Annotated in this window: 12 protein-coding genes and 1 pseudogene; 6 read left to right on the plus strand and 7 right to left on the minus strand. The window is 62.9% G+C overall.

Features of this window, described 5'->3' with window-relative positions; all coding sequences use genetic code 11:
- Positions 1-36 precede the first annotated feature (36 nt).
- Positions 37-1,071 (minus strand): aldo/keto reductase, encoded by a 1,035-nt coding sequence (locus NEK97_RS16230; RefSeq protein ID WP_235520962.1) that lies wholly within the window; start codon positions 1,069-1,071, stop codon positions 37-39.
- A 248-nt stretch (positions 1,072-1,319) separates the two neighbouring features.
- On the opposite strand from NEK97_RS16230, the gene NEK97_RS16235 reads away from it, so the two are divergent.
- The gene (locus tag NEK97_RS16235) at positions 1,320-1,811 is read left to right on the plus strand and encodes a flavin reductase family protein (protein WP_235520960.1); all 492 of its coding nucleotides are present in this window, start codon (positions 1,320-1,322) and stop codon (positions 1,809-1,811) included.
- A gap of 6 nt (positions 1,812-1,817) precedes the next feature.
- Here NEK97_RS16235 and NEK97_RS16240 read toward each other — a convergent pair whose 3' ends face one another.
- Positions 1,818-2,675: a hypothetical protein gene (locus tag NEK97_RS16240; RefSeq protein WP_257370826.1), complete on the minus strand. Its 858-nt coding sequence runs from the start codon at positions 2,673-2,675 to the stop codon at positions 1,818-1,820.
- Positions 2,676-2,773: 98 nt separating this feature from the next.
- Between NEK97_RS16240 and NEK97_RS16245 the strand changes: the two genes are divergently transcribed.
- Positions 2,774-3,229: a YchJ family protein gene (locus tag NEK97_RS16245; protein WP_257370827.1), complete on the plus strand. Its 456-nt coding sequence runs from the start codon at positions 2,774-2,776 to the stop codon at positions 3,227-3,229.
- Positions 3,230-3,348: 119 nt separating this feature from the next.
- On the opposite strand, the gene NEK97_RS16250 is transcribed toward NEK97_RS16245, so the two are convergent.
- On the minus strand, positions 3,349-5,313 hold the full coding sequence (locus NEK97_RS16250; protein ID WP_257370828.1) for an acyl-CoA dehydrogenase family protein: 1,965 nt from the start codon (positions 5,311-5,313) through the stop codon (positions 3,349-3,351).
- A gap of 62 nt (positions 5,314-5,375) precedes the next feature.
- On the minus strand, positions 5,376-5,678 hold the full coding sequence (locus NEK97_RS16255) for a hypothetical protein (protein ID WP_235520955.1): 303 nt from the start codon (positions 5,676-5,678) through the stop codon (positions 5,376-5,378).
- Positions 5,679-5,992: 314 nt separating this feature from the next.
- Between NEK97_RS16255 and NEK97_RS16260 the strand changes: the two genes are divergently transcribed.
- The 3 genes and pseudogenes from NEK97_RS16260 (at position 5,993) to NEK97_RS16270 (ending at position 11,953) form a co-directional block, all read left to right on the plus strand.
- A complete protein-coding gene (locus tag NEK97_RS16260; protein ID WP_235520954.1) occupies positions 5,993-7,450 on the plus strand; it encodes a DUF3375 family protein in 1,458 nt (485 codons plus the stop codon).
- Positions 7,443-8,315 (plus strand): annotated as a pseudogene (locus NEK97_RS16265) (DUF4194 domain-containing protein); the annotation flags it as partial. The gene NEK97_RS16260 and the pseudogene NEK97_RS16265, both read left to right, overlap by 8 nt.
- Before the next feature lie 179 nt (positions 8,316-8,494).
- On the plus strand, positions 8,495-11,953 hold the full coding sequence (locus NEK97_RS16270; RefSeq protein ID WP_257370829.1) for an ATP-binding protein: 3,459 nt from the start codon (positions 8,495-8,497) through the stop codon (positions 11,951-11,953).
- A gap of 91 nt (positions 11,954-12,044) precedes the next feature.
- Here the strand turns inward: NEK97_RS16270 and NEK97_RS16275 are convergent, their stop codons facing one another.
- Together NEK97_RS16275 and NEK97_RS16280 are read right to left on the minus strand one after the other, a co-directional pair.
- Entirely contained in the window at positions 12,045-12,416 is a 372-nt protein-coding gene (locus tag NEK97_RS16275) for a PH domain-containing protein (RefSeq protein WP_235520952.1), read from the minus strand.
- A 14-nt stretch (positions 12,417-12,430) separates the two neighbouring features.
- Positions 12,431-12,913 carry a TM2 domain-containing protein gene (locus NEK97_RS16280; RefSeq protein WP_257370830.1) on the minus strand — a complete coding sequence of 161 codons (483 nt, stop codon included), beginning with the start codon at positions 12,911-12,913 and terminating at the stop codon, positions 12,431-12,433.
- A 143-nt stretch (positions 12,914-13,056) separates the two neighbouring features.
- Here NEK97_RS16280 and NEK97_RS16285 point away from each other — a divergent pair, with 143 nt between their 5' ends.
- On the plus strand, positions 13,057-13,200 hold the full coding sequence (locus tag NEK97_RS16285) for a hypothetical protein (protein ID WP_257370831.1): 144 nt from the start codon (positions 13,057-13,059) through the stop codon (positions 13,198-13,200).
- A 72-nt stretch (positions 13,201-13,272) separates the two neighbouring features.
- Here the strand turns inward: NEK97_RS16285 and NEK97_RS16290 are convergent, their stop codons facing one another.
- Positions 13,273-13,776 (minus strand): FBP domain-containing protein, encoded by a 504-nt coding sequence (locus tag NEK97_RS16290; RefSeq protein WP_235520949.1) that lies wholly within the window; start codon positions 13,774-13,776, stop codon positions 13,273-13,275.
- Positions 13,777-13,947 lie beyond the last annotated feature (171 nt).

The following is a 13,947-nucleotide window of genomic DNA, read 5'->3' on the forward strand; positions in this document are numbered from 1 at the left end:
AACACCCTGCAGAGCGGGCCCCACAACGGAAAGTGACTACCGGCGTCGTAGTTCCGGGTATTCAAGGTGCGGCGCGACGGTGCCGGCATCGCGTTCCAGGAAGTTGACGGCGGGCGCCACGATGTCGTCGATTTCATCCAAAACAGACTCGCTCAGGACCACGTCCGCTGCCTTGAGGTAGTCGGTCAGGTGGTCCTCGGTGCGTGGCCCGATAATCACACTGGTCACGGCAGGGTGGTTCAGTGCAAAGGCAACAGCGAGTTGGATCAGGGTCAATCCGTGCCTGGCTGCCAGCTGGGCCAAGGCATCGGCGGCGTGCAGCTTGCCCTGGTTGAACGGAGCGTTAACGTCGAACCGGCCGGGAAGAGCGGAGAATCGCGAACTTTCCGGCTGTCCGGAGCCGACGCGGTAGCCTCCGGCCAGCCACCCGCCGTCGAGCGGTCCGTAACTCAAAACGCCGACGCCGTATTGCTGGGTGATGGGGAAGACGTCGCGTTCGTTGGCACGCACCAACAGAGAGTACGGAACCTGGTCGACCACGGGCGGCGTCAGGTGGTTGGTGTTGGCGATCCACTGGGCCTCAACAAGCTGTGCCGGGCTGAACACAGAGGTGCCGTAGTACAGGATCTTGCCCTGTCGGATGAGGTCGTTGAGCGCGGTGATTGTCTCAAGGAGGTCGGTGTTGTAGTCCGGCCGATGCGCCTGGTAAAGGTCGATGCGGTCGGTATTCAGGCGCCGCAAGCTGTCCTCCACAGCCCGGACTATCCACCTCCGGGAATTGCCGGCGTGCGCAGGGTTGGATCCCATCTGGCCATGGAACTTCGTGGCAAGGAAAACGTCGTCGCGCCGGCTGTGGATAGCTTGGCCCACAACTGTCTCGGCTTCTCCCTGCGAGTAGATGTCGGCTGTGTCGACGCTGGTGATGCCGGCGTCAAGGGCGGCCTTGATGATGCGGATGCTCTCGGCCGGACCCGTAGGTGCGGCGCCGGTGCCGAAGTTCAGGGTGCCCAAGGTGAGGGGGCTGATCAGGGCGCCAGTGCGCCCAAGCGTACGTAGCTCGTTGAGGCTCATGGTGGCTTCCTGTGGAGGGGTAGTGCTGGGATGTTCAATCGAGGCTACACACGGCCGTCGATGGCATAAACGCAAGCGGTAGAACTTCTTCGTTTTTCGTCTTGCGGAGTAATGGAAGGGGCCATATTCCGCGACATTTCTTGACACACGGCAACACAAATGTCTTCCGGATCAACAAATATTGCCGTTCTCCTGCACAGGTGAATTATGGGAAGGGAACTCAAGCAACGCACGAAGGGGACAGCGGAATGACACAGACCACAGTGGAAGAAACGGCGGCCATCAAGGCTGCCTTTGCGCAGTTCCCGTCAGGAGTCGCAGCGTTCAGTGCGATGGTGGACTTCACGCCGGAAGCCCTGGTGGCATCGTCCTTTACGGTGGGTGTTTCGCTCGAACCACCATTGGTGATGTTCGCGGTGCAGAACTCCTCCACAACCTGGCCGAAGCTCAGGCAGGCCCAGCGTCTGGGTGTCTCGGTCCTCGCCGAAGGGCAGGAAGGGGCCGCACTCCAGCTGGCCTCGAAGACCCGTGATCGCTTCGCCGGACTCGACACGAGCGTGAGTGACTCAGGCGCAGTCCTGATCGACGGTGCGGTGCTGGGATTCGAATGCGAAGTTGTGTCTGAGACGCCGGCCGGAGACCACGCAATCGTGGTGCTGGAGGTCAAAGCAACCACCATCAACCATGAAACCAAGCCGCTGATCTACCACGGCGCAGCGTTCCGGCAGTTGGCCGCCTAAGCGCTGCTAGGAGTTGCGGCTGGCGCTGCTCAGCGAACCCTTACGGATCGGGCTCGAAGACTTTCCATTCTTGGAAGTGTTCGGGCCCGATTTTTTGGTCCCTTTTCCCGAGCCCGGTTTGCTGGGTGCATCAGACTTGGATGTGCTGCCTGGCGTCTCCGGGGTCTTCGGGGCAGGCGTCTTTCCATTGGGCGAGGGGGCGGGATCATCCAGATCGCGGACCGTGACCTTAATGGCCGGCGGTTGAGTGGCTTTAGCGCGTTCAGCGGCCCGTCGGTCAGCTTCGGCCACGGCGTCTGCCCAGTCCTTGGCGAGAACAGGTGGTTCCTTGGCGGCGGCCACAACGATCGGATGGTGCGCAGCCTGGTGTTCCACTACGGACTTCACTTCCGCGGGTTTGGGCAGCTTGCGGGGGTCCACTTTAGCCTTCCACGCGCCGTCCTTGACGGCTGCGGACGCACCTGAGAGTCGCCGTCGGACGCTTCCAAGGAGGTCCCGCGAAGGCGCCGCGGGAGAGCCAGGTGCAGTGGCAGGCGCGGGAGCCGGGGCCTCGGAAGACGAAACATTGGCAAGGGCCGATTCCAGGACGTCGGCCTCTTCGGGAGCCGGTACGCGAGCGGGGTGCGGGGGCAAATGAACGATGGGGGTTGTGGCCTTCTTCGGGAAAATTCCCACCAGCGCAAGAAGAATGATCGACAGTAGCCGCCCGACTCCGGCAACAACCAGAGTGATGATAACGATCAACCCGAGACCAAAGAACATCAGGACAGCGAGTCCCAGCGTTCCCAAGTACGTCAGGTTGATGGCGAGTGTTGTCGGATCCTCCACGTAGCCCCCCTGGCTGTCGTTTTGTGATGCGCGCATTGCCCACCTCGCTTGCTTACCTAGCCTAAGGTCCAGCACCGACGGAATCACGCCCCGCCCCACACTCTGGCCGGGTTGTTTCAAAGCTGTTATCTCGCATGGGAAAATATGTTGCCCAGCTCTCATTTAAAGCCTCAGATTGGGACTCCGTGACCCCTGACTTGACCCGCCTCCGCAGCGGAATATGCCCATGTCTCTCCGGGGACCAGTACGACGATTGCTGCGGCCGTTTTCATCGCGGCGAATCCGACGCGCCGACAGCCGTTCAACTCATGCGTTCCCGGTATTCGGCTTTCGTTGTCCTTGATCCGGAATACCTGCTCAGGACCTGGCACGCCTCCACCCGTCCGGGTTCCATGGACCTGGACCCGGACATCCAATGGCGGCGCCTGGACATCCTGGACACATCGAGCGGCGGGCCCTTGGACTCGAAGGGCACCGTGGAGTTCGCTGCCCATTACAGGCTCGACGGCGAACGGGGGCTCCAGCGGGAACTCAGCCGTTTTGTGCGGGAGGGCAAGCGCTGGTTCTACGTGGACGGCGACGTGCGCTGAGCGCGCTCCTTCCCAGTTGCCTCCACATTGCCGGCGGCTATTGAGGAAACTCCGCGGCCTCGCGTGTGGTGCTCACGTTGTTCTGCGCACTAACTGGGAGGGAACGCAGCGGGAAGCCCTCACCGATACTTTCGGTGCAGGTTCTCCTTGCTGGAAGCGCCCGGCGCCGCATCCCCAATCCACGGACCGGTGCCCTCCGACTGGTCCAGCACGCCTTCCTCCATCCAGACGTAGTCACCGGCAAGGACTTTGCGGGAAAGATCGTGGTCCCCGTCGTCGGTGTTCCGCCACAACTGATCGAAGTACTCGTCCACGCGGACGCGGGCCTGTTCGCAGAAAGCATCAGCGAGTTCGAACGCGCCGGCACCCTGCGCCGGGTTGGTTCGGAGGATCATCTCAGCCCGTGAACAGCACGCAGCCATCGCAAACAGCTCCGCACCAATATCAACGATCCTGCCCAGGAACGCCTGCTTGAACTCGAGTTTTGCCTGCCACCTGCCCATCCCGTAGAACGTTTGCCGGGCAAGCCGCCGGGAGGACCGCTCCACGAACCGCAAGTGCTTGCCGAGCCGCCCGAACTCCGCGAAGGATCGCGGGTCCATGCCGGCGCCGGCAACCAGCTTGGGCAACCAGCGCGCATAGAAACCGGAGGCTCCGACGGCGGCCCTCGCCTTGTCCTGCAGGCTTGCGTCCGCTGCGGCAAGGTCGCCCGCCGCGGCAAGGTGGGCATCCACGGCTTCGCGGGCGATCAGGAGTTTCATGATCTCGCTGGAACCTTCAAAGATGCGGTTGATGCGGAGGTCTCGGAGCAGTTGCTCGGCGGGTACTGCACGTTCTCCGCGGGCCTCCAGGGACTCAGCGGTTTCGAAGCCCCTGCCGCCCCGGATCTGTACCAGTTCGTCGGCGATCCGGCAGCTTAGTTCGGTGGACCACAGCTTGGCCAGCGCCGCTTCGATGCGGATGTCCTTCAACCCGGCGTCGGCCATCTCTGCGGACAGTTCAAAGACGGCTTCCAACGCAAAGGTGGTGGCCGCGATGAACGCGATCTTCTTGCCTACGGCTTCGTGCTGACCTACCGGGCGGCCCCACTGGGTCCGGGCGTTGGACCATTCACGCGAGATCTTCAGGCTCCACTTCCCTGCGGCGACACAGAGCCCCGGAATAGAAAGGCGGCCCGTGTTCAGGGTGGTCAGGGCGATCTTCAGTCCTTGGCCCTCCCTGCCCAGGCGGTTCGCCGCAGGCACGCGGACCTGATGGAACCGGGTCACACCGTTTTCAATACCGCGCAGGCCCATGAAGACGTTCCTGTTTTCCACCGTGATGCCGGGGGAGTCCATCTCAACAACGAAAGCGGAAATACCGCCCTTGTGCTCCGTCCCATCGGCATCCGTGTGCGCAGGGACCCTGGCCATCACCACCACCAGTTCGGCGATCACGCCGTTGGTGGTCCACAGTTTGACGCCGTCTAGAAGGTAAGAGTCGCCGTCGTCGGCCAGTACGGCAGTGGCGCCCATGCGCGCGGGGTCGCTGCCGACGTCGGGCTCTGTCAGGAGGAACGCCGTGATGGCGCCGGCGGCGCAGCGCGGCAAGTACGCCTTCTTCTGTTCGGGTGTGCCGAATTCCTTGACTGGTTCCGGAACGCCGATGGATTGGTGTGCCGAGATCAGCGCGCCGAGGCTCGGGTGCACGGAACCCAGCAAAGCCAGGGCGCGGCCGTAGTAGACCAGGGACAGTCCCAGGCCGCCGTATTCACGGGGAATCTTCATGCCAAAGACGCCCAAATCGGCGAGCCCGGCCAGGTATTCATCCGGGATCCGGGCGTCCCGCTCGATGACCCGGCCGGACATGGTTTTGGCGAACGCGACCAGACGTTCCATGAACTCCTCGCCCCGTTCCACATCTTCCGCCTTGGACTGCGGCCAGGGGTGGATGAGGCTGAGGTCGAAGCTGCCCAAGTAGAGGCCCTTTGCGAAGCTGGGCCTCTTCCACTCGGTTTCGCGCGCGGCTTCTGCAACGGCGCGCGCTTCTTCAGCGGTGGCGTTGACGCTTGCGGCAGTGAGGCTGTTGTCAGTGGCGGACGTCATGGTTTAACTCCTCTAGCCGGTTGTGCCGGATGGAGCCAGGGTCCGCCTCGGGTGGGAACCCTTCAGCTGTCCCTCAATGCTACCCGCGGGTAGCTCCCCGTGCCAGAGGAGATCTGCGGTTGGAATTCGGCCGGGATTTCCACCTGGCCGGCGTGGTGGACCAGGCTGTCCCACGCAAAGTTGATGCCATGGACAAGGCCTCCCAGCACGCCCTTAACGGTGTACCAGACCATGCCCATTGACCCAATGAGAACGATGGTCGCCATTGCTGCTGCCGCAATGAATGCGGCCAGAAGCACGGCGATCAATAGCGTTCCAAGAACTACGTACGTGCCAGTTTCAAGCGCAGTGACATCGAAATCCATGGTTCCCCCCGGGGCGACGGTGCGTGGGTCGGCGCGGCGTGGCTGCGTCGATGCTCTGACATTAGGGGCGGGCGAGCATTCCGGCCAGTGCAGACGCGCGCCGCGGACGCGTTGATACGGGATCGAAACCATACCAGACGGTAGGTTACGGAATGGTTGCGGCGGCGGTCCCCGCGGGAGCTCGGCGGGGGTCCCTGCTGGCGTCCGACGGCGGTACGTCGGTGCCGTCCGACGCCCCTGCGACGCTCTGCCGTAACCTTGTACGGGGCAGTTTCCGCTGCCAGCCAGGTTTCGCAGCAGCTGAAGGAGAGTAATTGTCCCGTTCAGCCATGTCCTCAGCGGACGCCATCAGTGCAAGGCTCCGCGACCTCGAACTGTTGACCAAGGGCCCGGCATGGGCTCTGACGCGGTCCGCGCCTTGGGTGATCGCAGTGCTTCAGGCGTCCTTCACCCGCACCCGGCCGCAGCTTCCGCTCGAAGAGTTCCATGCCGACGTCGATGCTTTCCTTGAGCAGCTCCGCCGCCAGGACCCGGCACTGGGCGGCCAGCAAAACGGCAAACTTTTCGGTGACGAATGGACGCGCAAACAGTTCCTGACGCGTCGTAACCAATCGGGCCAGATCGTCTACGAAGTCACAGAACCGGCTGCCCGCGTGCTGGCATTCCTCGACAGCCTGTCCAGCGAACGCTCCACGCTGAATGGTTCCCGGCTGGGCACCCTGCTGGGGGATGTGGAGAAGCTCGCCAACGAGACCAACCCGGACCAGAGTGCCCGTTTGGAAGCCCTGGAGGAAGAGATCCAGGAACGCCAGCAACTGGTGGAGGACATCAGCTCCGGCGAATTCGATGGCCTCCTTGACGACGAGGAAGCGGTGGAAGCGGCAGGCAACATCCTGGACCTCGCCGCGAGCCTGCCCGCCGACTATAAGAAGATGCGTGACCGCATCGAGGAACTGGTGGGTGAACTCCGCAACCAGATCATCGAAGAGTCCTTGAGCAAGGGCGCCACCATGGCCCAGGTCCTGGAGGCCGACAAACGGCTGCGCCAAAGTCCCGAGGGACGCACGTTCCGCTCCTTCACGGCGTTCCTGGAAGACCCGCAGCAGCAGTCGCGCTTCCGTTCCGCGATCGGCGAAGTGCTGAGCCGGCAGTTCGCGGACGACCTTTCCCCCGAGGATCGCGAAACCCTCAAGAACCTCGTGGCGGAGTTGCGGTATCAACACAGCCAGATCCAGCGGATCTACGGCAAGCTCTCGGAGAGCCTCAACACCTACATTCAAAGCGACGACGTGCGGCAGTCGGTCAGTCTGCGCAAGGTCCTTGCCGAGGCCGAGCAAGCGATCCGCTCGATGCCGTATGAGCGGGACCGGCCCGGACTGGTTCGTGGGCCCGTCCTGTTCAACGCCGGGTTTGAGTCGCTGTCCATGGTCAAGCTCTTCGATCCCGACGAGTTTGCTACCCCTCCACGCCTCGCCGATCCCATCGCTTTCAGCGACTCGGACCGGGTTCGCTCGGCCCGCACCGGCAAGGCCAAACCCGCCGTTGTCCGGGCCGCGATGGCAGGATCAGCCACCCTGGCCGAGGCCTGGGAAAACCTTCCCGCCGAGGAACGGCACATCAACACGGTCCGCACCCTTCTCTCCATGGCGCTCCAGGGCGGCGCGGGCTTCGACCGCACCGCCTATGAACACATTGACTTCGAACAAATCGACGGCAGCATCCGCACTGCATACTTGCCTGTCGTCACGCTGAATGAGGATTCTGATGACTGAGGAAATCACGACGACGGACATCACCGACGCCGGCGAGGTCACCTTGCCGGACGGGGCCAGTGCCGCCGGCGAGGTCACCGTGCCGGACGGGGCCACCGAGGAAGTCAGCCATCTCGATCCGTTCCGGGTCACTCCCCGCGACTCTTTCGTTGACGGCGCTGCCCTGTTCCCGGGCGACACCGGGGTGCTCCCGATGAAGGTCCGACAAGCACTGGTAAAGCTCCTCAAGGGCCCGTACATTGATGGCGGCCGGGAGGAGAAGTTGTGGACCACCCTGCTGGACAACCAGTTGATCCTCCGCAGCCGGCTCTCGGAACTCTTCCTCACCTTGCAGTTGGATCACGACCGCAAAATCGCCGTCCTCCGCCCTGTCGATCCCGAGCTCATCGGAGCCAGCTCCCGCTCCAGCATCCTCCGTCAACAGCGTGCCCTGAGCCGCGTCGAAACGATCGTGCTGTTGAGGCTCCGCCTCCTGCTGGACCGCCATGTCACGGCCCAGACGGACCCGACGATCACCCGCGAGGAGATCTCGGACCTCGTCGCCAACTACACCCCCGCCGGCCAACAGGATGCCCTGCGCGACTCCGACGTGGTCACCCGCACCATCACCAAACTCCTGGCCCGCCAACTGCTCCTGCCCACGCCCTTGGACGACAGCTACACGATCAGCAATGCACTCCCGCTGGCCCTGCCCTTCGAAAACATCGGCGACATCCCGGCCCAAATCGAAGCCCTCGTGGCCGTAGCAGCCGACGAATCAGGCACAGAACCCCTCCTGGACCTGGACCCTGACTCCGACTCGAATCAACCCGTGCCCGCAGATGAAGATCTGGACGACGAAGCGGAAGATGACGGGTCCACGAAGGCGAGCATCGCCGTCGAGCGTTCTTCGGCTGAAACCGGCGGTGACACAGAACTGAGCGGCGATGCCGGAGACATGCGGCAGCATGCGTCTAAGCGAGGCACGAGCGAGCATGCAGAGCATGTGTCCGGTACCGCCGCGGACGGTACCGCCGCGGACGCAACTAATGAAGGACAAGCCAAGTGACCATCGCAAGCATGCTCCCGCTCGGCGAACTCACGAACCCCGGCCAGATGCGCCTGGCCCTGGTCCAGGTGGTCAACTGGGGCACCTTCCATGGCGCCCACACCATGCACGTCGACCGCAAGGGCACCCTCCTGACCGGTAACTCGGGGGTTGGCAAGTCCACGCTGTTCGATGCCATGCTTCGCGTATTCGATGCCCGCCCGCGCTCCAATGAGGCCGCGGCCCAGCGTTCCGGCGGCGCTGTGGAGGATAAGAGGACCACATTCACGTACATGCGCGGCAAGGTTGGTGATAAGGCGGTGGGCGATAGCTCGGCCAGTGCCTTCCAGCGGCCGGGTGCCACGTGGTCCGCCGTCGCGCTGACGTTTGATAACGCTGCCGGCACGAAGGTGACGGTGTCCGCGCTGTTTGACCTGCCGAAAAACGGCACGGAATCCAGCGTGGGGCGTTTCTATGTCATCGACAGCAAGCCATTGGACCTTGAAGCCATCGAGGGGATAGCGCAGAAGCGCTTCACCAAGGGTGCGCTGGAGGGGATTTTCCCGGACGGCCAGGTGTTCGACGTCCATAAGGCGTTTGCGGAGCGTTTCCGTAGGCTCCTGGGCATCAATTCTGACCAGGCGTTGCCGCTGCTTCGGGTGATCCAGGCCGGAAAAGGCCTGGGCGGCAGCGTGAACACGTTCTTCCGCGAGCAGGTTCTTGACGCGCCGGCTACCTTGTCGGCCGCGGACGATGTGGTGGAAGAATTCAGCAACCTGATGTCCATTCGGCAGCGTCTGGAGGATGTCCGGCAGCAGCGCGACCAACTGGCTCCTGTTCCCGGGTTGAACAAGGAGTACGCACAGGCGTTGCTGGACGCGAACCGCCTCCGGGAGTTGGCCGGCGAGGAGTTCGAGGCCTACAAGCAGCAGCTCGCCGTCACAGTGCACGCCAAGACGCTGGCCCGGTTCAAGGAGCTCGCGCAGTCCAAAGCCCAGGAGTTGGCCGCCGAGCGCACGGTCCGGGATGCCCTTTCCAAGGAACTCCGCGACCTTGAGCTGGATTACAACAACCGCGGCGGCAACGCCATTTCGGCCATAGAGCAGTCGCTGGAGAACGCCAGGGTGGGCTTGAAACTGCGGGAGCAGGTGGAGGATTCGGCCAGGAAGGCGTTGGCTGATGCCGGCCTGAACCTTGAATGGTCGGCCGAAGGCTGGGATCAGGCGCATGAGCAGGCAGCTGCCCGGTCCGCTGAGTTGAAGGACGATTCGGAGGCCTTGAAGGAGCTCCGTTTCGAGGCTTTTGACGGCCATGCCACGAAGAAACGTGAGCTGGCGGCCGCCCAGCAGGAATTGTTGTCGTTGCGGTCGCGCAAGTCGTTGCTGCCGCCGTCGAGCATTGAAAACCGGGCCGCCATCGCAGCTGCCACCGGTGTCCCGGAAGAGCGCATGCCGTTCGGCGGCGAGCTGATCGACCTCGCCGAAGGGCAGGAGCAGTGGCGCCCCGCCGCCGAGCGCGCCCTGCGGAACCTGGCCACCACGTTGCTGGTTCCGGGCGAGCATTTTGCAGCTGTAACGCGGTATTTGAACGACAACACGGTCCGCGGGGCCCTGCGCGCAGTGGACGTGTCCAAGCCCTTGGCGGGCGGCGCCCTGGCTGTGGAGGACGTGTCCGACGGCGACCTCTTGACTAAGTTGAGCATCCTCACCTCTGGTGCCAATGCCGACGCCGGGGAATGGATCCGCGAGCGGATCGCCTTGGACTTCGCGTACCCGTGCGTGGAGGATCCGGACGAACTGGCCTCAATGGACAAGGGCCTGAGCTTGGGCGGCGTGGTCAAGCGCAACAGGCACACCGTGGAGAAGGACGACCGGTTCACCAGCCGTCAGGATTACGTGCTCGGCTTCGACAACGCTTCGAAACTCGAACTTGTCGCAGCCCGCGTCGGAGAACTCGAAAACGAGTTGGCCAAGGCTGCGGAGTTGGCGCAGAGTCGCGAAGACTCACACCAGGGCATGGCCCGCCAGCTCGAAGCGCTCCGCCGGGTTGCTGAAGACGAGCGGCCGTGGGAACAGGTTTCCGCGGCAGTGGCAGCCGATGAGCTGGCCCGGATCGAACAGCGCCTTGCCGATGCGCTCGCAGCCCAGGCGGACCTTGAACCGCTGCGGGCCACCATCGAAGTCGTGCGCGAAAAGCATCAGTCATCGACGGGTGCGGCCGCTGTGCTGCAGAGCGAATACAAGGCGCTCGACCATCAGATGACCACCGCTGACGGCCTGCTCGACGCGGCGAGGCTGAAGCTTGAGCAGGCACCGCCGTCGGGGTCCACCGTGGCTGCCCTGGAGCCGTACTTCGCGGGCGCCGCGGAGGTATCCGAGCTGCACGAGCTGGACAACCTGGCTAACGCAGTCCGGAACACCTTGCTCGATGAGCTGCGCGCCGCGGAGTCGCGCGCCCAGGCGACGGCCGAGCGGCTGACCCGCATGTTCGAGGCGTTCGTCCGCGACTGGGGGAGTGCCATCAGCGCGGACCACGGCACGTCAATCGGGGCCGCCGGCGACTTCGAATCCCGGTATCATGCGATTGTTAGCGATGGCTTGCCCGCCCAGGAGGCCGAGTTCCGGCGGTTCTTCAACCAGCGCACGCACGAATCGTTCAGCACGCTCCTGCATTTGCTGGATGAGGAACGCCGCAGCATCACCAGCCGCATCCTCCCGCTCAACGGGATCCTCTCCCAGGTGAACTTCCATGAGGGAAGCTACCTGGAACTGGATATCAAGCAGACCCTGCCTCCGACGGCCAAGGTCTTCAAGGACGCCATTCAAAACGCTTTGAAGGCCAAGCACACCCGCCCATCCCGCGGCGCCTCCGCTTCAGCTACGGAGGTGGACGACGACGCCGAGCTCACCGCCCGCTACAAGTCGCTCGAAACCCTGGTTAAGCGGCTCGGTTCGCAAACGCCGGAGGATCGTCGGTGGCGTGCCGAGGTGTTGGATGTCCGCGGGCACTTGTTCATCCAATGCAAGGAACACCGTGAGGTGCCTGCGAAGTCGGGCAAGGCTGGGAAAAAGAAAACCGAAGTCTTCATGCATGCGGATACCGGCTCCATGTCAGGCGGTGAGCGCCAGCGCTTTACGGCGTTCATCATGGCTGCTGCGCTGAGCTACCAGTTGGGCATCGCAGAGCAGGGTTTCACGACCTACGGCACAGTGATGATGGACGAGGCTTTCGTGCTGGCCTCGGAGGAGTTCGCGGGTGCCGGCATCAAGGCCCTTCACGAGTTCGGCTTCCAATTGCTGTTGGCTGCCCCCGAAAACGTGATCGACCTGTCCCGGCACCTTGGCTCCGTCACTGAAATCCTGAGGGACAAGCGGACCAACCGTTCGGGTGTCCTCACGGCGCCCGTCATCGCCGGACCCGGTGAGCCCGGGGCGTGGCGCTCTGAGGCAAACCCTGTGGACATCGTCCTGCGCTGAACCGGCTGATGTCGGCCTTCGGAGAACGAGACAACGACATCGACGTGGAGGCGGATGGAATACGCATTTCCGCCTCCACACCGAATGAAGGCTATTTAGTGGTTAGGACGTTCCACAGGATCAGGTCGTGCGCGTGTCTTGCTTTGTCATCGCCGCGGAAGTCCGCCTCCTTGATGGTGCCACCTGTGTCGATGCCGATGCTGGAGGTCGACGCGAATCGTCCCATCATCGATTTGTTGGAGAGCATCGAGACCGAGCGGATGTTCTTATAGGGAATGGACACAACGGCGAGCTTGTTCCCGACAAAGCTCTTGTCCTGCAGAATGACGCGCATATTGGTAATGCCGACAAAACCGGTTCCGACACCGATGCAGTCGTACACGGCGTAGACGATTTCTCCCTGGAGCAGTCCTGCTCGGATTTGTTCAAGCTGCTCGGGCCTGTCGTGAATGATGTCAGTCAAGGTGCGCTCCCTTATTAGTCGCGAAGGGGAACGCCGTGGGCGTCCCGCTGAAAGTAGGAGGCGCCGGCGAGGATCATGATGCCCTCCACCAAGCCCCAAAGACCAACCAACCCGAACGTAAAGATGCCTACGACCACGGTGAGGACGAGCTGGATGATGCCTATAGTCGTGTAGCCCAGATAAAAGCGGTGAATGCCGAGGCCGCCAAGGAAAATTCCGAACAATCCTGCCGCGATCTTCGATTTCGGCTGCGGATAACCGTAGGCAGGATTCGGGAGCGGAGGCTGCGCCGAGTACTGCGGTTGCGAGGGTGTCGCTGGTTGCGCTGCGAACTGAGGCGGTTGAGGAGCTGGCGGCTGGGCGGAGTAATGCGGTGGCTGGAGTGTCTGCTCTTGTGGTCGGAACTGCAGAGGGCTCTGGGTTGTCGGGTACGGATCCGGCGGGGTGCTTTGGCCGCCTTGCGAAGTTGGGTCTTGGTCGGGGTAAGAGGAAGTCATGCTGATGCCTTTCGGAGAATGATCGATCAGTCCACGGGTGACTGGCGGCATTCCTCGACGGCATCCCCCAGAATCCATGTGCCGTCATCATTTTCACTGAAATGACATCGATTGTTTTGATATGGCCAATTATTTCGGCCTGCGTGTGTCGGGATGATCAATTCGAGGACGAACTGGAACTCCTCGCAGAAACCGACACCTACATTGCGGACCAGTCCCGGCTTTCCTGCCAATTGACCTACGAGAGTTCCTGCGGAGGCGCTACGGTGACCATCGCCCCGGAATAGTGTCCGGACCAGAAATCAGGCAGCAGCACAGCGCGTCCTCGTGACGCGCTGTGCTGCTGCTTGTTTTGTCGGCTAGCGCTTTGAGTCGCCGCGGACGCGGTCAAGGAACAGCGCCGTGCGGGATTCCAGCCCGGCGATCTGTCGGAGGACGACGGCGGCCGGGTCCGGGTTGATTTCGTTGGCCGGCGGTTCTTTGCGCACATTGGTGCTGCAACCGAACTCAGCGCAAATCAGGGTTCCCACGGTGTTCCCGTCTTTGCCGGATTGCCCGGCTTTCTTGGCGACCCACAGGTAAACGTCGTCTTTGGAGAACACGTCGCGGCACAGTTCGCAGAGGACTACCCGCCTCTTCCCGGAGCCGCCCTCGGGTGCCCGGAGCAGGACGCCTGTGAGCTTCCCCTGGTGCGGCACCACGAGGTAGCCGCGCTGGGGCATCTTCTCGTCACGCCAACCCAGGAACTCGAGGTTGTCCCAGTCGAGGCTGTCAAAGTCGGCGGGAAGGTTGAGTTTTGCAGCCTCGGAACGGCTGGCGTTAATAAAGGACGAACGGACCTGTTGGGCGGTGATTTTATGCATGACAGTGCTTCCTTGGAAATGGTCGACGTCCGCGCACCGTGAATCGGCCGCGGGGTGGCAAGGGACGTCGGTCATCAGCGCGAAGGGCACAGCAAGGGGGCGCCCGCTAGGATCCGGGGCGGTCCGTGATGCCTGAATTGCCTAAAAGGATGCCGACGTGTGGGGGAGTGC

It is taken from the genome of Paenarthrobacter sp. UW852 (assembly GCF_024608385.1).
GTDB lineage: Bacteria > Actinomycetota > Actinomycetes > Actinomycetales > Micrococcaceae > Arthrobacter.

Coding starts and splice junctions, on each gene's coding strand:
- NEK97_RS16230 (WP_235520962.1), bottom strand. CDS start 1,071: ATGAGCCTCAACGAGCTACGTACGCTTGGGCGCACTGGCGCCCTGATC.
- NEK97_RS16235 (WP_235520960.1), top strand. CDS start 1,320: ATGACACAGACCACAGTGGAAGAAACGGCGGCCATCAAGGCTGCCTTT.
- NEK97_RS16240 (WP_257370826.1), bottom strand. CDS start 2,675: ATGCGCGCATCACAAAACGACAGCCAGGGGGGCTACGTGGAGGATCCG.
- NEK97_RS16245 (WP_257370827.1), top strand. CDS start 2,774: ATGGGAAAATATGTTGCCCAGCTCTCATTTAAAGCCTCAGATTGGGAC.
- NEK97_RS16250 (WP_257370828.1), bottom strand. CDS start 5,313: ATGACGTCCGCCACTGACAACAGCCTCACTGCCGCAAGCGTCAACGCC.
- NEK97_RS16255 (WP_235520955.1), bottom strand. CDS start 5,678: ATGGATTTCGATGTCACTGCGCTTGAAACTGGCACGTACGTAGTTCTT.
- NEK97_RS16280 (WP_257370830.1), bottom strand. CDS start 12,913: ATGACTTCCTCTTACCCCGACCAAGACCCAACTTCGCAAGGCGGCCAA.
- NEK97_RS16290 (WP_235520949.1), bottom strand. CDS start 13,776: ATGCATAAAATCACCGCCCAACAGGTCCGTTCGTCCTTTATTAACGCC.